Origin of the sequence: Exiguobacterium sp. R-39 (genome assembly GCF_049942815.1) — a bacterium.
GTDB lineage: Bacteria > Bacillota > Bacilli > Exiguobacteriales > Exiguobacteriaceae > Exiguobacterium_A.
The window spans coordinates 2,775,527-2,794,425 of sequence record NZ_CP187965.1 but is presented as its reverse complement, the minus strand read 5'-3'; the positions used below and the strand labels follow the sequence as shown (position 1 = coordinate 2,794,425).

At 49.4% G+C, this 18,899-nt stretch carries 21 protein-coding genes and 1 pseudogene; 8 read left to right on the top strand and 14 right to left on the bottom strand.

The annotated features are described in order from the left end of the window. The first annotated feature begins 88 nt into the window (after positions 1 to 88). Both ACP26N_RS14525 and wrbA read left to right on the top strand, forming a co-directional pair. Positions 89 to 1,123, top strand: coding sequence for a DUF2332 domain-containing protein (locus ACP26N_RS14525; RefSeq protein WP_426354246.1), 1,035 nt, complete (start codon positions 89 to 91; stop codon positions 1,121 to 1,123). A gap of 105 nt (positions 1,124 to 1,228) precedes the next feature. After that, positions 1,229 to 1,831: an NAD(P)H:quinone oxidoreductase gene (gene wrbA / locus ACP26N_RS14520; protein ID WP_426354245.1), complete on the top strand. Its 603-nt coding sequence runs from the start codon at positions 1,229 to 1,231 to the stop codon at positions 1,829 to 1,831. 44 nt (positions 1,832 to 1,875) lie between these two features. On the opposite strand, the gene ACP26N_RS14515 is transcribed toward wrbA, so the two are convergent. Then, positions 1,876 to 4,314 carry an ATP-binding protein gene (locus ACP26N_RS14515; RefSeq protein WP_426354244.1) on the bottom strand — a complete coding sequence of 813 codons (2,439 nt, stop codon included), beginning with the start codon at positions 4,312 to 4,314 and terminating at the stop codon, positions 1,876 to 1,878. 253 nt (positions 4,315 to 4,567) lie between these two features. Between ACP26N_RS14515 and ACP26N_RS14510 the strand changes: the two genes are divergently transcribed. After that, on the top strand, positions 4,568 to 4,741 hold the full coding sequence (locus ACP26N_RS14510; protein ID WP_188004817.1) for a hypothetical protein: 174 nt from the start codon (positions 4,568 to 4,570) through the stop codon (positions 4,739 to 4,741). A gap of 54 nt (positions 4,742 to 4,795) precedes the next feature. On the opposite strand, the gene ACP26N_RS14505 is transcribed toward ACP26N_RS14510, so the two are convergent. After that, positions 4,796 to 5,809 (bottom strand): zinc-binding alcohol dehydrogenase family protein, encoded by a 1,014-nt coding sequence (locus ACP26N_RS14505; protein ID WP_426355420.1) that lies wholly within the window; start codon positions 5,807 to 5,809, stop codon positions 4,796 to 4,798. A 180-nt stretch (positions 5,810 to 5,989) separates the two neighbouring features. Here ACP26N_RS14505 and ACP26N_RS14500 point away from each other — a divergent pair, with 180 nt between their 5' ends. Continuing rightward, complete coding sequence (locus ACP26N_RS14500) at positions 5,990 to 6,427, top strand: hypothetical protein (protein ID WP_131502450.1); 438 nt, start codon at positions 5,990 to 5,992, stop codon at positions 6,425 to 6,427. Positions 6,428 to 6,480: 53 nt separating this feature from the next. Here ACP26N_RS14500 and ACP26N_RS14495 read toward each other — a convergent pair whose 3' ends face one another. The 4 genes from ACP26N_RS14495 to ACP26N_RS14480 form a co-directional block, all read right to left on the bottom strand. Next, the gene (locus ACP26N_RS14495) at positions 6,481 to 6,978 is read right to left on the bottom strand and encodes a PCYCGC motif-containing (lipo)protein (RefSeq protein WP_131502449.1); all 498 of its coding nucleotides are present in this window, start codon (positions 6,976 to 6,978) and stop codon (positions 6,481 to 6,483) included. A 93-nt stretch (positions 6,979 to 7,071) separates the two neighbouring features. Then, complete coding sequence (locus tag ACP26N_RS14490; RefSeq protein ID WP_131972037.1) at positions 7,072 to 7,989, bottom strand: metal ABC transporter substrate-binding protein; 918 nt, start codon at positions 7,987 to 7,989, stop codon at positions 7,072 to 7,074. Then, positions 7,986 to 8,846: a metal ABC transporter permease gene (locus ACP26N_RS14485; RefSeq protein ID WP_131502447.1), complete on the bottom strand. Its 861-nt coding sequence runs from the start codon at positions 8,844 to 8,846 to the stop codon at positions 7,986 to 7,988. Before ACP26N_RS14485 ends, ACP26N_RS14490 begins: the two co-directional genes overlap by 4 nt. Further along, positions 8,843 to 9,583, bottom strand: coding sequence for a metal ABC transporter ATP-binding protein (locus tag ACP26N_RS14480; RefSeq protein ID WP_426354241.1), 741 nt, complete (start codon positions 9,581 to 9,583; stop codon positions 8,843 to 8,845). The genes ACP26N_RS14485 and ACP26N_RS14480 overlap by 4 nt, the downstream gene beginning before the upstream one ends. Positions 9,584 to 9,818: 235 nt before the next feature. Between ACP26N_RS14480 and mgtE the strand changes: the two genes are divergently transcribed. Beyond that, the gene (gene mgtE, locus ACP26N_RS14475) at positions 9,819 to 11,171 is read left to right on the top strand and encodes a magnesium transporter (protein WP_131502445.1); all 1,353 of its coding nucleotides are present in this window, start codon (positions 9,819 to 9,821) and stop codon (positions 11,169 to 11,171) included. Between the two features lie 71 nt (positions 11,172 to 11,242). Here mgtE and ACP26N_RS14470 read toward each other — a convergent pair whose 3' ends face one another. The 5 genes and pseudogenes from ACP26N_RS14470 to ACP26N_RS14450 all read right to left on the bottom strand — a co-directional run bounded on the left by ACP26N_RS14470 (position 11,243) and on the right by ACP26N_RS14450 (position 15,136). Beyond that, positions 11,243 to 12,811 carry a glycosyltransferase gene (locus ACP26N_RS14470; RefSeq protein WP_426354239.1) on the bottom strand — a complete coding sequence of 523 codons (1,569 nt, stop codon included), beginning with the start codon at positions 12,809 to 12,811 and terminating at the stop codon, positions 11,243 to 11,245. A 106-nt stretch (positions 12,812 to 12,917) separates the two neighbouring features. Then, positions 12,918 to 13,550 carry a hypothetical protein gene (locus tag ACP26N_RS14465; RefSeq protein WP_131502443.1) on the bottom strand — a complete coding sequence of 211 codons (633 nt, stop codon included), beginning with the start codon at positions 13,548 to 13,550 and terminating at the stop codon, positions 12,918 to 12,920. Positions 13,551 to 13,564: 14 nt separating this feature from the next. Next, on the bottom strand, positions 13,565 to 13,891 hold the full coding sequence (locus ACP26N_RS14460) for a potassium channel family protein (protein WP_014971462.1): 327 nt from the start codon (positions 13,889 to 13,891) through the stop codon (positions 13,565 to 13,567). Beyond that, positions 13,888 to 14,241 (bottom strand): annotated as a pseudogene (locus ACP26N_RS14455) (GGDEF domain-containing protein); the annotation flags it as partial. The pseudogene ACP26N_RS14455 and the gene ACP26N_RS14460, both read right to left, overlap by 4 nt. Before the next feature lie 55 nt (positions 14,242 to 14,296). Continuing rightward, a complete protein-coding gene (locus ACP26N_RS14450) occupies positions 14,297 to 15,136 on the bottom strand; it encodes an SDR family NAD(P)-dependent oxidoreductase (RefSeq protein ID WP_188004813.1) in 840 nt (279 codons plus the stop codon). A gap of 131 nt (positions 15,137 to 15,267) precedes the next feature. Between ACP26N_RS14450 and ACP26N_RS14445 the strand changes: the two genes are divergently transcribed. Genes ACP26N_RS14445 through ACP26N_RS14435 form a run of 3 tightly spaced genes read left to right on the top strand, consistent with a single transcriptional unit; the run spans position 15,268 to position 17,515 of the window. Further along, on the top strand, positions 15,268 to 16,029 hold the full coding sequence (locus ACP26N_RS14445; RefSeq protein ID WP_426354237.1) for a DeoR/GlpR family DNA-binding transcription regulator: 762 nt from the start codon (positions 15,268 to 15,270) through the stop codon (positions 16,027 to 16,029). Further along, complete coding sequence (locus ACP26N_RS14440; protein ID WP_131502440.1) at positions 16,026 to 17,066, top strand: Gfo/Idh/MocA family oxidoreductase; 1,041 nt, start codon at positions 16,026 to 16,028, stop codon at positions 17,064 to 17,066. The genes ACP26N_RS14445 and ACP26N_RS14440 overlap by 4 nt, the downstream gene beginning before the upstream one ends. Further along, on the top strand, positions 17,063 to 17,515 hold the full coding sequence (locus tag ACP26N_RS14435) for a heme-degrading domain-containing protein (protein ID WP_188004810.1): 453 nt from the start codon (positions 17,063 to 17,065) through the stop codon (positions 17,513 to 17,515). The genes ACP26N_RS14440 and ACP26N_RS14435 overlap by 4 nt, the downstream gene beginning before the upstream one ends. A gap of 57 nt (positions 17,516 to 17,572) precedes the next feature. On the opposite strand, the gene ACP26N_RS14430 is transcribed toward ACP26N_RS14435, so the two are convergent. The 3 genes from ACP26N_RS14430 to ACP26N_RS14420 all read right to left on the bottom strand — a co-directional run bounded on the left by ACP26N_RS14430 (position 17,573) and on the right by ACP26N_RS14420 (position 18,882). Next, entirely contained in the window at positions 17,573 to 18,052 is a 480-nt protein-coding gene (locus ACP26N_RS14430; RefSeq protein WP_188004809.1) for a DMT family transporter, read from the bottom strand. 13 nt (positions 18,053 to 18,065) lie between these two features. Continuing rightward, on the bottom strand, positions 18,066 to 18,494 hold the full coding sequence (locus tag ACP26N_RS14425; RefSeq protein ID WP_188004808.1) for a DMT family transporter: 429 nt from the start codon (positions 18,492 to 18,494) through the stop codon (positions 18,066 to 18,068). Positions 18,495 to 18,564: 70 nt separating this feature from the next. Next, positions 18,565 to 18,882, bottom strand: coding sequence for an ArsR/SmtB family transcription factor (locus ACP26N_RS14420; protein WP_114597294.1), 318 nt, complete (start codon positions 18,880 to 18,882; stop codon positions 18,565 to 18,567). Positions 18,883 to 18,899: the final 17 nt, after the last annotated feature.

The following is an 18,899-nucleotide window of genomic DNA, read 5'->3' as shown; positions in this document are numbered from 1 at the left end:
TATGGGTGGAGGTGTTTTTTGTAGAGAAAACAGGTCTTTGGAATAATTTGGGGAATACAACAGGGAACGTACAAAGGGGGAACTACACATGACAGAAACAGAACTCGCACAACGTTTTCAAACGTTTGCGGAACGGGAGTGCCGCGACTCCAGTCCGTTATACGAATACTTATCACTCGAGATTGCGAAAAACCCGGAAATTCTCGCATTATGCCAACACGCACGTGACGGTCAGCCGGTTCCGAACCTGTTATTTGGTGCCGTCCATTATCTGTTGTTAAAAGGCGTCGGTCATCCGCTCGCCGCGTATTATCCAAGCGTGAATGAACGACCAAAACCGTTTACAGATGCCTTTGCCGATTTTCAGTCATTTTGCGCGACATATGAAGCCGAGTTGATTCCGCTCCTGGCACATCGTCTGGTCCAAACGAATGAAGTTCGGCGCTGTACGTATCTCTATCCGGTATTCAGTCAGATTCATCAACAGACACAGAGACCGCTCGCTCTACTTGAGATCGGGACGAGTGCCGGCTTACAGCTGCTGTTTGATCAATACAGCTACGCGTACGGAAACGGGGAAGTCGTCGGGAACCCGGCATCGCGTCTGCACTTGACGTCGGTCATCGAAGGAACGGAAACGCCGGTCGTGGCACAAACGCCGCCGCCGGTCGCAAGCCGGATCGGACTCGATCTGAACATCGTCGACTTACATGATGCCGATGAACAGTTGTGGCTGAAAGCACTGATTTGGACGGAGCACCGGGAACGGCTCGAGATGTTCGAGGCGGCAGCGCGTTACGTAGAAGAGTCCGCGCTGGAACTCGTCGAAGGGGACGGAGTGAAGTTGTTGCCGCTCTATGCAGCACAGACACCGGACGATAGTATCCTCTGTATTTTCCATACGCATGTCGCGAATCAGATGCCGCTCGCAGTCAAAAAAGAATTGCTACAGGTCGTCGGGGAAATCGGGAGGACGCGTAATCTCTATCACGTCTACAACAACGTCCAGGACCGTTACCTGCATCTCGATGCCTACATCGACGGTGTGTTGACGGAACAGACGATTGCCGAGACGGACGGACATGGTCGCTGGTTCAAATGGCTCGTGACACAAGAAGTATAAAATTCTCTTGAACTCAAAGGAAAGGCGTTACTTTATCCAAAAATCGGGAAAAGACGACATGTACATCCATCGTCCGTCACTGTTTTTGAAAAAAGGAGCGAAGTCATGTCTAATGTGAAACTGGCTGTCATCTATTACAGTTCGACCGGAACCAATCATCAACTCGCCACGTGGGCGAAAGAAGCAGGAGAAGCGGCCGGCGCTGAAGTCCGCCTTGCGAAAATTAAGGAGACGGCACCGGCAGAAGCAATTGCCTCGAATCCACTTTGGCAAAAACATACCGATGAGACACGCGACGTCGAGGAAGCGACACCGGATCTGCTCGACTGGGCGGACGCGATCATCTTCAGTGTTCCGACCCGTTACGGACATGTTCCGGGTCAGTTCCAGCAGTTCCTCGATACGACAGGCGGACTTTGGGGACAAGGGAAACTCGTCAATAAAGTCGTCAGTGCGATGTCGTCTGCACAAAATCCGCACGGTGGTCAGGAAGCGACCGTCCTTGCTGTCTATACATCAATGTTCCACTGGGGCGCGATTGTCGCAGCACCAGGCTATTCGGATCCGGTCCTGTTCGCAGCAGGCGGAAACCCGTACGGAACGACGGTCACTGTCGATCAGGACGGAAACATGGTCGAATCGGTTGAACCTGCTGTTCGTCACCAGGCGAAACGGACGGTCGATATCGCAAGCCGTATTAAAGGATAAGCAAAAACCGCGCCGTTCCGGAAGGGAACTGGCGCGGTTTGTTGTTATAACGGTGGTGTCGGATTAAGCGGTAAGTCGACCGTGAACGTCGAACCTTGTCCTTCGATTGATTCGACATGAATTTCGCCATCATGGGCACGGGCGATCTCGCGACAAATCGATAACCCGAGTCCTGTTCCACCGATTTTTCGGGTATCCGAATTATCGACACGATAAAACTTTTGGAACAGTTCGCTCATCGCGGAAGCGGGAATTCCGATTCCGTGATCGGTAATCGCGATGGTTACCCGATTAGTGTGTTCCGTTAAACGAACTTCAATTGAGCCGCCTGCTGGAGAATACTTAATCGCATTGTTAATCAAGTTTCCAAACAGCTGACGAATCTTTTTCGTATCGGCCTCAATCAAGAGCGACGAAACGTCAGTCAAGATGCGAATAGTATGTGTAGAAGATGAAAGACTATGAAGTTGCTTCAAATCCTTCAGCATCGCGAGTAGATCAAACGGTTCGAATGTGTACTGCTGACGGTTGGCTTCCATCCGTTGCAGGTCGAGGAAGTCATTGATTAACAATGACAGTCGTTCGGTTTCCGAATGGACCGCTTTCAGATATTTTTTTTGACGATGTGGAGGGAGATCCCGTTGAATCATCAACTCGGTGAATCCATAAATCGAAGAGAGCGGTGTCCGTAATTCATGGGAAATTGTTGAAACGAGTTCGTTTTTAATTCGGTCAATTTCGACTTCATTCGTCACATCACGTAAAACGAGAAGAATCCCGCGGAATTTTCCGCCGTAATGGATTTCTTCCGAGTATGTCTTGATGAAACGTTTTTCACGATCGATCGAAAAGGTAATACCTTCTCCGGTTTCACGATTAATGAATGTTTGGTGCAGATATCGTTCGAATTCAGAGAGCTGATCCACTCGATTTTTCAGATAGGTGATCGAGTCATCGATTTCAATCAACCATTCTGCTTTCGAGTCGACGGCAGATGGATGATCGAATAAATCGAGTAACGGACGATTGATTAATTGAATCGGTCCGTCGGGTTCGATGTAGACAATCGATTCGCGAATCGAGTTCAGCAAGCGGGCCGTTTTTTCCCGTTCCCGTCCAATCTCGTCAAACGTCCGCATCCGGAGTAACGATAAGGCCAGCTGACGTGCAAAGGCAGCAAGCTCCTCTTGTTCCTGCGGGTCAAATGGATGATGGAGGCGCATCAGGTAGATATAGGCAATGATCTCATCGGTGCTGGCATCAAGAACCGGTGTGACGGCAATCGCGCGTTGGGCAAACTGAGTGGTGTGCGGGACTTTATCCTTTCGTGCTCGACGGATGACAGGTTCGATCGTCGCAATTAAATCGTCTTGTTCTTGTTCCGTCAGACCGTAGGAAATGATATTCGTCACCGTTGTTCCTTCCTTAAAGATCAAGGAACCGTTCGTTGAATCGGTAATCTCGACCATCTTTTCGATGACGGCCGGATAAGCGGTGACTGTGTCACGGGAAGCAAGAGTTTCCGTCAGCTGATTCCGGATTTTCAAGTGTGCTTCGTTCCGTAAAGTGATTCGCAACGCTTGTTCTAAATTATCATTGGATGACATCAACCGGTGTTTATTGTCGGTCAGGGCCGTCGCCATTTGATGAAAAGATTTGCTGAGCTCACCGATTTCATCGGTCCGATTCATGGGAATCAGCGGTGCGGTATGTTGCCCTTGGGCAAGCAGTTTACTTTCTTTACTGAGGAGCTGGATTTGACGTGTCGTCCGTGCGATGAACGGTCGAATGATCAACAGAATGACAAGGAACAGGACCAACAGATTGATGAGCCAAATCCACTCCGCGTATTTCGTTTGTTTGATCAGTTTCTCTTTTGCCATTTCTTCTTTCGCCTGGAGACTCATCCGGTAACTGGTGAAGACACTCTCCATCGTATTAACGCTTTTGCGCATCGTTTCACTGTTCGATGCATTCATCTTGAACTTCCGGTTCGGATCCCGCTTGACCTGCGGCATCATCGATTTTAAACTCGGCATCTGTAAAAACGTTTCGTCCACGGTACCGTCCTGTTTGGCTTTGACATATTTAATCAGGCTCGGCATGACGAATGTCGTGTAGGACGTGTACAGGGAGCGGACATCAGACGCGTAAATCTGATCCGCTTGATATTTTCCGTTTTTCTCGAACCATTTGGTTTGCTGTTCAAGAGATGATTTTTTTTCATTAATGGTTTCAAGAACGGCGTCATCACCGAAGACGATATATCCGCGCATTTCATATTGTAAGGACTGCCAATCGTCCCATAAGGACGTCGCCCGTTCCTGCCGTTCACTGATCGCATCGAGACTTTTCTTGGCGCTCATCACCTGATGATTCGTATAAAAGTAAGCGGCAATCGAAGAGACTGATAACGTGATCAGTATAAGGTAAAAAGCGGACATGATTTGCCGGCTGATTTTTTGATTGAACCATTTTTTCATATGATTGTGGATGCCCCTTTGCTTCAGCGTTCCGTATTGAACATAGATGTAATTACTATACTTATTTCTTACCGTAATCGTACATTTTTTAGACTCAGAAATACAGTGTTATTAGAAAATTATCTTAAATACAAGAAATTCATACCAGAAAGTGCTAAATCAAGGGTAAGGATTAAGAAGTTGAAGGGCAGATGTCCTTTGGCAGGAAGAATGCAGAAGTATTAACATTTTGAAATGAAAGGGGAGAAGAAGGATGAATTATCGATTTTTAGCGGTGCTGTTCGCAGCGGATGCTGCCATCCTCATTATCGGAGGAATGTTGCTGCGCGATACATTTCAGTACGCACCGGTCATCGGCTGGGCGGGAGGACTCCTGTCATTGCTTGCTGCCATCGTCTTTTCAATGAAACGTCAAAAAAGCAGATAATCGAAAAACAGGATGTTCTTTCTCTTTTCGAGAAGAACGTCCTGTTTTTTTAGATTAATGCTGTTCGACGACAATCTTACCAATCGTCTTGCCACTTCCGACGAGACGGTGGGCTTCTTTTAAATTCTCTGCATTCAGTCCGATCAACGTCTGAGTGAGAGTCGTCTCAAGTGTTTCTTCCTCGAGCCAAGTCGCGATGCGGGTCAGAATTTCATGTTGGCGAATCATGTCCGGTGTCCCGAACAGGGAGCGGGTGAACATGAACTCCCAGGCGAAAGTGGCACTCTTTTGTTGCAAAGCGCTGAGATTGAGTGCCTGCTCCGTCTCGACGATACTGCAGATGGTCCCTTGCGGTGTGATGACATCGACCATCGCATCAAAATGCTGATCGGTCGCATTCAGACAAAAAATGTAGTCGACGTACGAATAACCGAGTTGTTCGAGTTGTTCCCGGAAATTTTTGTGGTGGTTAATCGTATGATGGGCGCCGTGTGCTTTCGCCCAGTCAATCGTTTCCGGACGGGAAGCGGTCCCGATGACGGTCAGGCCGGCATGGTTCGCAAGTTGTGTCGCGATCGATCCGACACCGCCTGCTGCACCGATGATTAGAATCGTCTTCTCGAGATTTGATTTGGCATCAAACGTGATATGCATCCGGTCAGTTAAAGCTTCGTAAGCCGTCAAAGCAGTGAGGGGAAGCGCCGCCGCCTCGCTGAACGTCAAACGTTCCGGCTTCTTCGCAACAATCCGTTCGTCGACGAGCTGGAATTCACTGTTGGAACCGGGACGATTGATGGCACCGGCGTAGTAGACTTCATCCCCGACGGAAAAGAGGGAGGCGTGATCACCGACTTCAACGACGACGCCGGCTGCATCATAGCCGATGATTTTCGGTTCCTGTTCGTCCGCGCCCTTAGCCCGGACTTTCGTATCGACCGGATTGACGGAAACGGCTTTAATTTCGACTAGCAGATCGTGTCCTTTTGCGACGGGACGTTCGATTTCAAGATCAATCAGACTGTCGGCTTCCGTAATCGGTAAATGTTTGTGGAATCCAATGGCTTTCATCTGTTGCATGACAAAACATCCTTTCAGAGATAAGTATCTTTTGAAGTTTTCCACGCGTCATGAAAAACGAAACCCGTCCAAAATTAGAAAACCTGTTTCCTTCCTGTAAGGTCCATGCGTTGAATTGGAAATTTGTAGTAGAATGCAGAGTGTAGATCTTATTAAAAGGAGTCGAATTGTATGCATGATGTCATTTCTTTTCCGGCTGCCCCGACACAATCGATCATTGAACAGTATTTAGTCCATGCGCATCCCTATCCCCGTTCGTATCAACCGGCGAAATTGATTGCGCTTCGACGGGAACGAGGGGTCATGAACCGGTTGTACCGAACAGAACGGGAACTGGTTCTCCGTCCGAGCGAATCGGTTGCTCCGCAAGTCCAGCGCCTGTCGCTTGAGCAACAACAGCGTTTGATTGGTTATATGGAAGCCCGAAAAAATAGTTTCGGGTTTGACGAGGCCGAGACATACAAATTTTATCTGCTCGAAATCGCTTATGAATTACGGCATCTTCCGCGGACAAGTCAACCGCTTCGGGCACATACGTATTATCAGCTGGAGGAATTGCTGTCCGGTAAACCGTTTGTTCTCCATGCGACGGCTCGCCGACAAGGATAAGTCTTTACTCCAAAGAAAGCTGCCTCGACGTGATGTCGAAGCAGCTTTTTGATTTAGAGGGCCGTTGTCGGTGTCGGCTTGGCACCCGTCTTTGCATAGGCCGCATCAATGTCAGCACGGATTTGTTTGACCGGAGTATCTTGTTGGTAAGCGACGATTGATTGGGCGGCGATATCGAGACACGTTCCGCACGTAATGCCGTGTGTCGTCCAAGTCGTTTTTCCATCTGCTGTTTGATCAGCGATGAAGCAATCATAGTTACTCGTGTGTCCGGCCGATTCCCCGCACCCGCAATAACACGGCATCTTTTCCAACAGATCCTGATGTTTGGCGACAGACAGGTAAATCGTCTGAATCGAAGAATCCGTTTCTTTTAAGAACGCCGGTGCAATCGCCGGCGACGTCGTCTGTTCCAGCTGATCGGCACTTGTGTGCGTCGCATGGGCCTCGTGGTCAGTATGCGGCGCACTCTTTTGTTCCGTCTGTCCGCACGCACCGAGGGCAAGCGTCGCCGACAGTGTCATGATCATCCATCCGGTTTTTCCAGGCATCTTCATTCCTCCATCACTCGTTGATTCTTTCCTTAGTATACGGTGGAAGGTTCAACGGTAGGTAAGGAGGTAATGGCGATTCGATGACAGTTCTTATCGCGTTAACTGTTGTTCGATTGTCTCGAAGTTCGTTTCCATCATCGTCAAGTATGTTGAGGCGTCTGTTCCTTTTGCCCCGAGGGAATCGGTGTAGAGGGTTCCGCCGATCGGAATGCCGGTTTCACGGGAGACCGTCTCCATGCTGCGCCGGTCGACACTCGTTTCGACGAACAGCACCGGAATGTCCTGTTGTTTGATTAAATCAACAATCCGCCGGACTTGGTCGGGCGTCCCTTGGTTATCGGAATTGATTTCCCAAATATAATCCGCTTTAAAATCATAGGCAGAGCTGAAATATTTAAAGGCGCCTTCACTCGTAATCAGATGACGTTCGGCATCCGGTATCGCAGTAAAGCGTTCTTTTGCTTTCATGTCGAGTGTTTGCAGTTCTTTAACATAAGCCGACGCATTTTTCTCATAATCCGCTTTGTTCGCCGGGTCTTCTTTAATCAATGCGTCTTTGACATTTTCAACGTATTGGATGCCATTGCTGAGATCGAGCCAGGCATGCGGGTCGGTTTCCTGTTCCTTTCCGGCTGCCGTCAAATACTTTGGTTCGACCCCTTTACTTAAAGCATAGACCGGAGCATCCTTCTCGTCCTTATTCGTACTCGAGCGGAGTTTATTGAACCAGGATCCGCCGGCTTCGAGATTCAGACCGTTGTAAAAGACGACATCGGCATCCGCCATCTTCCGGACATCGGTTGGCAACGGCTCGTATTCGTGCGGATTTTTGCCGATCTTGACCATGCTGTGGACGTCGACGTGTTCACCGCCGACGACCCGGGTCATGTCTTCTAAAATCGAATAGGTCGTAACGACTTGTATTTTGCCGTCGTCGGCAGAATCGGTAGAACAGCCGGCCAGCAAAACGGCGAGACCGGCTAAGGGGATGAATCGTTTGAAGGTCATGGCGTGAGCTCCTTTTTCGGTAATTTCCATTTCCGGAGCAATCCGTGGCGCGGTGAGAAGATGAAGACCAGCGCAAACAAGGCGGTCGCGACCAAAACGATCGAGGCTCCGGACGACAGGTTATAGGTGAAGCTGAAGTATAGACCGACGACGGAAGAAATCGTCCCGAGACCGGCAGACAGAAAAATCATCCGCGACAACCGGTTCGTTAACAGATAGGCGGTCGCCGCCGGTGTAATCAACATCGCGACGACGAGAATGATACCGACTGTCTGAAGCGATGCGACCGTGACGAGCGTCAACATCGTCATCAGCAGGTAATGAATTAATCGGGTCGACAGACCATATGCTGCTGCCATCGTCGGATCAAATGAGGTGACAAGCAATTCTTTGTAGAATAGAAAAATTGCCCCAAGGACAATCAGACCGATGGCGAGCGTCATCCACATATCGCTTGGACGGACGGCAAGGACGTTTCCGAACAGAATATGGTACAGGTCGCTGCTGCTGCGTAAAAAAGAAATCAGGATGATCCCGAGCGCAAAGGCTGACGTAAATAAAATGCCGATGGCCGTGTCATTTTTAATCCGGCTGTTTTGACTGACGAAACCGATCCCGAGTGCGGTCAGAAGACCGGTCGCGACGGCGCCGATGAAGAAGTTAATCCCAAGCAGGTACGAGATGGCGACACCCGGCAGGACAGCATGGGAGATCGCGTCCCCCATCAGCGACATCCCGCGTAAAATGATGAAGCAGCCGATGACACCACAGATGATGCCGACCATAACGGACGTCACAAGTGCTTTCTGGAGAAAATCATATTCGGTCAAAGCTTGAATGAAATCAAGGACATTCATGACGAAACCTCCACTTTCTGAAGGAAGGCAAGCGGATTGCCGTATGCGCCTTCGATGATATGCGGCTGCAGGACATCGGTTGGCGGACCTACTGAAATGACCCGTCGATTGAGGAGTAACAGTGTATCAAAGTAATCGGCCGCCTTACTTAAGTCGTGGTGGACGACGATGATTGTCTTTCCTTCCTCACGCAACGTGCGTAACAAGTCGATGATGACTCCTTCACTGCCGGCATCAACGCCGACGAACGGTTCGTCGAGCAATAACAGGTGGGCTTCCTGCGCTAAGGCACGGGCCAAAAAGACACGTTGTTGTTGACCGCCGGACAGTTCCCCGATTTGACGGTCAGCGTAATCGAGCATCCTGACCCGTTCGAGGCAGGAGCGGGCATGCATCCGATGGTGCTTCGTCGGACGCTTGAATAGACCAAGTTGTGGAAAACAGCCGATCAGAACGGCATCGATGACGCGGATCGGAAAATCCCAATCGATCGCACTGCGTTGCGGGACATAAGCGACCTGCGTCCGAGCCTCTTTCATCGATTGACCAAGCAAACGGATCGTAGTTGCTTCTGCCGGAATCAAGCCCATGATTGCTTTGATGAAGGTTGATTTCCCGGCACCGTTCGGACCGATGATTCCAATGAGTTGACCCGGCGTGAAGCGAACCGACACTTTTTCTAAGGCGATGTTTTCGAAATACGAAACGTTTAATTGTTCTACTTCTATTGCGTACATGTGAAGACACTCCTTTCAACTGCTTGAATTTTAGTGTGAAAACAAATGTTTCCTTAGGGAAAGAAAAACTCTAAAAAAAGAGATTGCCTTATCGCATATATTGTTCTACGAACTAATAATGTTTCCTTTAGGCAAATTTTAAGGTGAGACGAAATAAATGTCAACTGCTTTCGTAGAAGTGCTTTTGAAAACATCGTGCTAAGATGGAAGAGGAGAAAAACGCGGGGGTGAGAGGATGAGTCAGTCAGAGGAACAACAATGGAAGTTGCTGTTACTTGAGGCATTGGTAAAAGAGCGGCGTGAAGATGCGCAGCAAGTGATTGAAGAAGTCTATCCATACGATTTAGCGAACTGGTATGGTGAGCTCGGTGCGACGGAGCAAGAACGGCTCCTCCGTTATCTCGATCATGAGCGTTTGGCAGACGTCATCGAGGAACTTGAACTTGAACAGCAACTCGAGGTGTTACGACGCCTTGATGTCGAGCATGCCGGTCATGTGATGGACTTGATGGAAAATGATGATTTGGCGGACATACTGGAAGAATTACCAAAAGAAGAAGTCGACCGATTGTTGTCCGGCATGCGTCAGGATGAGGCACTTGTCGTCCGCAATTTATTGACGTACCCGGCAGAGACAGCAGGCCGCCTGATGACGAACCGGTTCATCTGGGTAACGGAGGAGTCGACGATTGGCGAGACGATCGAGAAGATGCGGGACTATATCGAATACTCGGAGACAATCAATTACGTCTATGTCGTCAATCAGCTGAGTCAGCTCGTCGGCGTCATCTCGTACCGTGATTTGATTCTCGCGAGTAACGACGAGCGGATTGCGGACGTCATGGACCGAAAAGTGATCAGCGTCTCGTCCGAGACCGATCAGGAAGATGTCGCGAAAATGTTTGAACGCTACGACTTAGTTTCGTTGCCGGTCGTCGAAGGGGACGTCCTCGTCGGATTGATTACGGTCGATGATGCCCTCGACGTCTTACGGGAAGAAGCCAACGAAGACATCGAGAAGTTATCCGCATCCGGTAAATCGATTGATTTTGATACGAAGCCCTGGGTGGCCGCGACCCGGCGTCTGCCGTGGTTGATTTTGTTATTATTCATTGGACTGGTTTCCGGATCAATCATCAGCCAGTTTGAGGAAACCTTGTCAAAAGTCGTCGCGTTGGCATTCTTCATGCCGATGATTGCCGGGATGACCGGAAATACCGGGACGCAGTCGCTCGCTGTCGTCGTTCGTGGTTTGATTACGCGTGAGGTCGACAAAAAAGTCGTCACCCGGCTGATTCTCCGGGAGTTACGTGTCGGTCTGATCATCGGTGTGACATGTGGAATCTTGATTGCCATCATCGCCTATGTCTGGCAAGGGGATCCGATTCTTGGTCTCGTCGTCGGCAGTTCACTGATTATCACGTTGATTTTCGGAACGCTTGCGGGAACGATCATCCCGTTGATTTTGCATCGTCTGAACATCGACCCGGCGATTGCATCCGGTCCGCTCATCACGACGCTGAACGATATCCTGTCGTTGCTCGTCTATTTCGGGATTGCGACAGCCTTTATCAGCCGTTTGATGTAACACAAAAAAAGTATCGTTTCGCCGGATCTCAACAGATTCGGCAGAACGATACTTTTTTTATCGACTGGAAATCAGTCGGTCTGGGCATCAAGTGTCTCTAACAAGTTCACCCAACGCGTTTCATAGTGTTGATCCGAGAACGGTTCAAGTGCTTTAGCGGCACGTGATCCCATCAGTTGTCGGGCATCGGGATGCGTCATCAAGTCGATTGCGGCTTCGGCGAACTTAGCCGTATCTCGTTTAGGAATGAGACGTCCCGTCACCTGGTCCTCGATGATTTCCGCCGGACCGTAACAAATATCGTAAGCAATGACCGGAATACCATAGCTCATGCTCTCAAGAATCGCCATCCCAAACCCTTCGGATTGTGAAGTGAAGAGTGTGGCGACGGCACCGGCATACGCTTCCCGCATATCAGTAACGAATCCTTTGAAATGGATGTGATCGGTCAAAGCCAATTCCTTGATCAATGCCAAAAGATCTTTTTCAAGTTGGTCGTTATAACCAAACCCATAAAAATCAAGGAAAGCGTTTGGATTGTGATCGACGATCCGGCGCATCGCCCGAACGCTTTCTGCAACATCTTTTTTGACTTGAATCCGTGATACGACGACAAACCGATTCGGATTGACGGGATTAACAAGTTCGCCCGAGGCTGTGTTCGTAAACGCATGAGGGATGGAATGGAACAGGGACGCGTGACCAAACTGCTGTTTCATATGGTCGGCCTGTCGGGATGTCGCTGTAATGACAGCACTCCACTCATCAATCCGTTTGAACAAAGTATTCCAGACACCACTGACTGTGGCGGTTTCATCAAAAGGTGAGACAAAGTGGTTACTGTGTCCAAACGCAACTTTTCGGATGTTTGGATGATTGACGTTAAGCACGACGGCATCTAAATTCTGTTTCGGTAAGTTCGGCAGACGGTCCCGGAATTCGGACGACAGCATGACGGCCGGATATTGCCCCAACAAACGATTGAGCGCAAAGGTATAAAAAGCAGCAGGGTCATTGAATTGGAGCTGTTCGTTTTTTCCGAAATAGAACAGATGACTCCAGTCCACGGAATTCATCTTGTGCCAAAGCGTTAAATAACAGGTACCGTTACCGTGAAGAAACTGGCGTGAGACAGGTTTGTTCGTCGTCGTGGAATAATGAATGATTTGGAACAGTTGTCCGTTTTCCAAATATTCTTCCCGTTTCAGACGATGACGTGTCTCTGAGAAGTAATCAATGAAAAGAAGGCGATCCATCGCATCAAAACGAAGATACTGAACGTACACTCCGTTGTCGAAAACACGATAGGAGTCGTTTTCTGTCCGGCTGGCGTCATCAAAGACGACGAATTGCCGGTTCAGTTGTTTCAAGAGACGAGTTTTCGTCTGCTTTTCGTTTGCCTTCTGCTGTCCTAATGTATGGATCAGGTTCGTGACCTGGACATTCGGATTCAGAAGGTCAAGCTGTATCATTTCTTCTCGGATGCTGTCGATTTGTGTCTGCAATCCAAGCGTCAGGAGGTGGACTGAGCGGTCCGGTTCGGCAGCCGCAATCGTATTCGCCCGCTTGATGACGGCTTTGACGAGACCGCCGCGTTTGGTTCCCAGTGTATTCAATGTGAAAAAAGTAGTTCTTTTCATAGGTATATCAGCTAACGGACATATGGAATATGTGGTTAGCCTTCACCTCCTTTCTTTTCCCTATAGCATAACATCCTAAAAATAGGACGTGAGTAAAAGAACATGTTCAACGCATCCAGACGGCGAGTGGACCGATATCATCAAACCCGGCTTCAAGTGCCGTAATCAATTGGTCGCCATACTCATAGCCGACGAGGTGTTGTCCCGGAAAGTGAGCGGAACTGAGACGAATGATGTCATCCCACAACCGTTCATCGAGATAGTCGGATGTCAGATGCGACAGTCCGGTCGTTTGACCGTTGGAATAGGCAATGAAACCGGCCTGTTGGGCATCAGAAAAGAAGAGCCGGACATCTGTTCGTTCGAATAACGTATCCGGCAAGTCATGCGTTTCGATGAGGGCGAAGAAACGTGCCGCGTCCTCGGAAGTCGTCACGACGGTCCAGTCTGCCGGCAGTGCGCGCCGGTCGAGAATCGGCGGACGGACGATCCATTCCGCTGTGAACAGATGCGTCAGTCCCGCAAGTGAAAAATCATAGCTGGCGGTACAGTCCTTGATACTCATGACGCCAGTCAGATCGAGCTGCTGTTGATGCGCCCGGACCATCATTTCCGGATAGAGCGGCGGGACGTTACCTGTCGCTTTCCAACTGTCGAGTGTTTCCGTGACGGTACATCCGTTCAGTTCACAAATCAGGCGACACCAATCGAAGTTATTTTGAATGGCTGCTTGCCGCATCCCGACATCTCCTTTCAGTCTTCCTGTTCCTTGATTAAGACATAGGCGAGTGTGGCAATCAACGTAAGGAATAAACCACATCCGATTGTAATATAAGCCATCGTAAAGACTTTCCCGAGTGTCGTGACAGGAGCAAACGTCGGATGCCCGACCGTACTAAGCGTCGTGATACAAAAATAAAGTGCGTCGACGACGGTTAAATTTTCCTGAGTGCTGTAAAAAATCGTTCCGGACAGCAATGTCAACAGACAAAGGATCAATAGACCACGGAAATATGATAACTGGAAAGCATGGCGTAATCCTTTGAATAACCGTGAAAAAATCGCAAGCATCGAAATCATCGTGTACCTCCTTCGGACGGTCGCTGGACCGAATAGAGTGTATCATGAATCCGGTATCCGTTTTTACCATTGTATTTGATATGATACATGGCCTGATCGGCATGATGAATCAGTGTATCCAAACTAATGCCATGGTCCGGTGTTTGATTCTGCAGTAGCAAAAAGAATTCATCGCCGCCGACGCGGGCAGCGAAACCGAGTGGTTCAACGGTCTGTTCGAGCAACCGGGTTAAGTGAATCAAAAAGGCATCGCCGATTTGATGGCCGTACGTATCATTGATGCCTTTGAAACCATCCAGGTCAACGACGACGACCATGATACTGTCTTGTTTGAGAATCGCTTGCCCGGTCCGTTCATAAAAAGAAGAAAAGGACGAATCTGATTTATTTTGAAGAAAAGGGGAATCAGTCTAAATTTAGCGTCAGCTGCCGGGTTTTGATCGTCCCGATAAGACCGGACGGATCGTTTCCGGTTTTATGGGCAACAAACGCTTCATCTTCCGGTGCCGTCCGAACACGCAATGGCTTTTCATCGGCTTGGACGAGTTCGAAAATCAACTCGGCAATCGTTTCCGGAGACTGGCGCTTGGCGTGTCGGACGCGGTACGTCCGTAAATAACTTTCGACGATCGGTTTGAAATCATCGTCATGAAGACCACCTGTCTGCTCCAAACGATCGAGGACGTTTGCCGTGAAGTTCGTCTCGACGGCAGCCGGTTCAATTAATGTGACGTCGATCGAGAAAAACGGTTTGTAGTAAGTGGCGAGGCTTTCGAACAAACCTTCGAGTGCAAACTTGCTGGCACAATAGATTTCGTTCATCGGCTGGCCGACCAGTCCGCTGATGCTCGAGGTGGCTAATAGATGACTGCCGTTCGGAGCGGCCTTCAGGAGCGGCAGACAACATTCAATCGTCCGCATGACCCCAAACACGTTGATATCGAACAATTGATTGATTTCATAACTCGTCGCTTGTCCAAGCGCCCGTAACAATCCCTGACCGGCATTACAAAATAAAGCATTCAAGTGACCAACTTCCTGTTCGATGACGGAAACGGCCTGTTTTAGACTCGCGAGATCAGTTACATCGACTTCAAGAAAATGCAGATGCGGTAAGGCGGCTTGTTCCAGTGCTGGTGTCAGTTCACGTGTACCGGCATACACTGTCCATCCTTCTTCAGCAAAACGTGTCGCCGTCGCGAAACCAATCCCGGACGAGGCACCGGTGATGAAAATCGTACGCATGTGTCATTCCTCCTCTTGAATTCCTGGTTATACCGTTCTTTACCCGAATTCACTGAAGTTATTTTACGTTAAAATTGCATATTTTAATCAAAAAAATTAAAATGAAGAAAAAGAACGGGAGGACAGGTAACATGGCGCAACAGGATCGACTTCAACAAATGCGGGAATGGATCAAGACGGCACCTGAAATTTCACTCGATCAGTTGATGGAGGCGTACCGCATTTCGCGTGATACGGCCCGGCGTGATTTGATTCAACTGGAGCGGGAAGGAAAAATCATCCGGGTCAAAAACGGTTTGATCCGTGTCGGGACGAACACGACCGTTCAGTACGACCGGCGGACCGAACAGCCGGAAAAAAATCGGATTGCCAAACGTGCTGTTCAGTATATTCAACCGCAGCAAAAAATCATTCTTGATGCGGCATCGACCGTTGCCCGGATGACGGTTCATCTGCCGGCAGAACCACTCCAAATCATTACGAATGCACTGGCAATCGTCGAACAACTCGAAGCCCGTCCGGAAATCGATTTGTATGTGGCCGGAGGGAAGTTGGACCGGCATGCACGCAGTCTCGTCGGTATTAAAACGGCGGATGATATTTTGAACTATCAGGTCGATCGTGTGTTTCTTGGTGCATGTGGGCTGACGGAACAAGGGATATTCGCTGAAAACCTGGAAGAAGCAATCGTGAAAAAGGCGATGATCCGGAGTGGTGCGGAAATTATTGTACTGGCGGATCATACGAAGTTCGAGAAACGATTTCTGCACAAGGTCTGTGATCTTGACCACATCGATGTCCTGATTACGGATGAACGACCGCCTGAACAGTGGCAGGCCTGGTTGCACGAAGCCGCTGTCTTACTGGAAATAGCAGAGGAGGAACAAACATGACGACGATTCAAACGACACTGGTCGGATTCGGATTTTCAGCCGTAACGTTTCATGCTCCCTTGATTCAATCGTTACCCGAATATACGGTCCGGCAAGTCGTATCAAGCCAAAAGGATAAAGTGGCAACCGTGTTCCCGGAAGCAAAGGTAATCGGGACACTCGAAGAAGCATTACAAGATGAACAGACGGAACTTGTCATCATCACGACTCCGACAGCTTTACATTTTGTGATGGCGAAACAAGCCATCGAAGCTAAAAAACATGTCCTGCTCGAAAAACCGGCGGTCGTGACGATGGAAGAAGCGATAGAACTGCAACGTCTCGCGACGCGTCACGGCGTCCGTGTCGCTGTCTATCAAAACCGGCGGTACGACGGCGATTTTCTGACGATGGAACAATTGATCGAGATGAATGAGATCGGGGATTGGCAATTGTTCGAATCACGGTTTGACCGGTATCGTCCGGTCGTCCGGGATCGTTGGCGTGAAAAGCCGGGACCGGGTTCGGGTATTTTGTTTGATCTCGGTTCCCACCTGATTGATCAGGCGCTTGCTTTATTCGGTGAACCGGATGCTGTGGTCGGAGATGTCTTATTCCAGCGTGACGGGGCGGAGACGGATGACGGATTCCACATCACGTTATTTTACGGGAAACGCCGGGTCATCTTGCGGTCCAATTCCTTTATCCAAGGATCACCCCCGCGATTTGAGTTGCACGCCACACGCGGAAGTTATATTAAATACGGCATGGATCCGCAGGAAGCGCGCCTTGCGTCAGGACAAGCCGTCGATGCCTCAATCGGTCAAGAGGAAACCGCCGACTTTGGATATCTGAAGATTGCCGATCATCCGGCCGAGCGGTTGGCGACACTTTCGGGCAACTACCTTGGTTTTTACAAAGCGCTTGCTGCAGGGCTGAAGACGGGTGACGTACCGGTTGATTTGACGGATGCCCTCAAGACGATGCAACTCATCGAGGCTGTTCGCTTGAGCAGTGAGACGGGACGCAAAATCTTCCGGAAGGAATGGGATCAATGAAACTGACCGAATTGTTGGCGCAAGAAGAGACACTGACATTACGTCAGTTTACGAATCAAGATGCACTGCATGCCGGACAGTACGTCATCGACCGGGCTTTGCGGGAGCAACTCAGCGTCGCTGTCGAGCTGAAACGGAACGGACAACGGTTGTTTTATGCAGCACTGGACGGGACGGCACCCGATCAGGAAGAATGGATCCGGCGAAAATCGAACGTCGTCCTCCGGCACGGACACAGCTCACTCTACATGCGGTTGTATAATGAAGCGAAACAGCGTGCGTATCATACGATGTATGCCGTCGATCCGGCGGACTATGTGGATGCCGGCGGGTCATTCCCGATCCGCGTCACAGGAGTCGGTGTCATCGGAACGATTACCGTATCGGGTTTGTCACAGGAAGCCGACCATCAGCTGGCGGTTGATGCATTAGCCTTTTTAAAAAAGTAAGTAGACGAAAAACCGGGAGTGCCTTCGAGTTGAAGACACTCCCGGTTTTGTATGGTCTCAAGAAGCCATCGAGTCGGAAGCGGGTGCCTCGACACGTCGCTTGTTCCCGCGATAGATAAAGAACAAGGCGGCCAACATGAACAGAAGACCGGAAAAACGTTTAAGGTCAAACGCCACTTCGACGCCACCGAATGTCCCGAAGTGATCCAGCACCATTCCGGCCGATAACTGTCCGATGACGGTTGCGATGCTCGCTGCCGTGACCCCGATTTTCGGAACAGCGAGAATGGTCAGGAACAGATAGCTGACACCAAACCAGACGGCACTGAGCTGCCAGCGGGGGGCGTCAAGAATCAACAGGACATCTCCTTGTCCGAAAAAGAGGACGGCGAGTGCAAGCAGGAGCATCCCTGTGAAAAAAGTTAAAAATGTACTTTCCAGTGCGCCGGCTTTTTGACCGAAGGCACCGTTGATTGAAGACTGGGCACTGAGGAGAATTCCTCCAAGCAGTGTCATCCCGAGTAATGCGATATTCATCAAGTTTCCTCCTTTAGAAAATCAAAAATAGCGCAATGACCATCAGGCCCGATGCGATTAATTTGTCTTTGTTGATGGCGACGCGGGGACTGCCGAGCCAGCCTTTATGTTCAATGACCATGCTGGCAATCATCTGACCGATGATGACACTGATCATGGCGAGTCCGACACCGACAAGCGGGATGCTGATGATCAGGATCGTTAAATAGATGCTCCCGAGTAATCCGCCCAGCAACGTCCATTTGGGTGCCTTGAATGTATAACCGAGCGAACCTTTTCCGAAAAAGAGCGTGATGATGCCGATGATGATTGTACCGGCAAAGAAATTATAAAAACTGCTTTCGAGTTTTCCGATGCTGTTGCCAAGTTCCCCGTAGATGGCACCTTCGATACTGAGCGCGATTCCGGCGAGGAGAGCCAACAGGTAATAAATGAATTTCAAAATCCGTTCCTTCTTTCTTTTTTAAATCTATATATCGAGAATTGTCGATACATGAACAAAGGAAAACCCTTTAGAGTTCTCCTTTTAGATACTCTGCCAGCTCTTTGATCTTTTCTTCATTTCGACGGTAATACGTCCACTTGCCGTGCCGTTCGGATTCGAGCAATCCGACTTTTTGTAACATCGCCAAGTACTGGGATACCGTGGATTGGGACAAGTTCGCCTTCTCCTGTATATCACCAACACAGACGCCTCCTTTTTCAGCGAGATTCGTTGACAAGTGAGCAGCCGGTTTGTTGAAATGAGTCTCTGGATCCTTGAGCCAGCGTAAGATGTCGAGACGGACTTCGTTCGACAACGCTTTAAAAAGATCTACTTGTTGTGTCATGCCATCAATCTAATCGA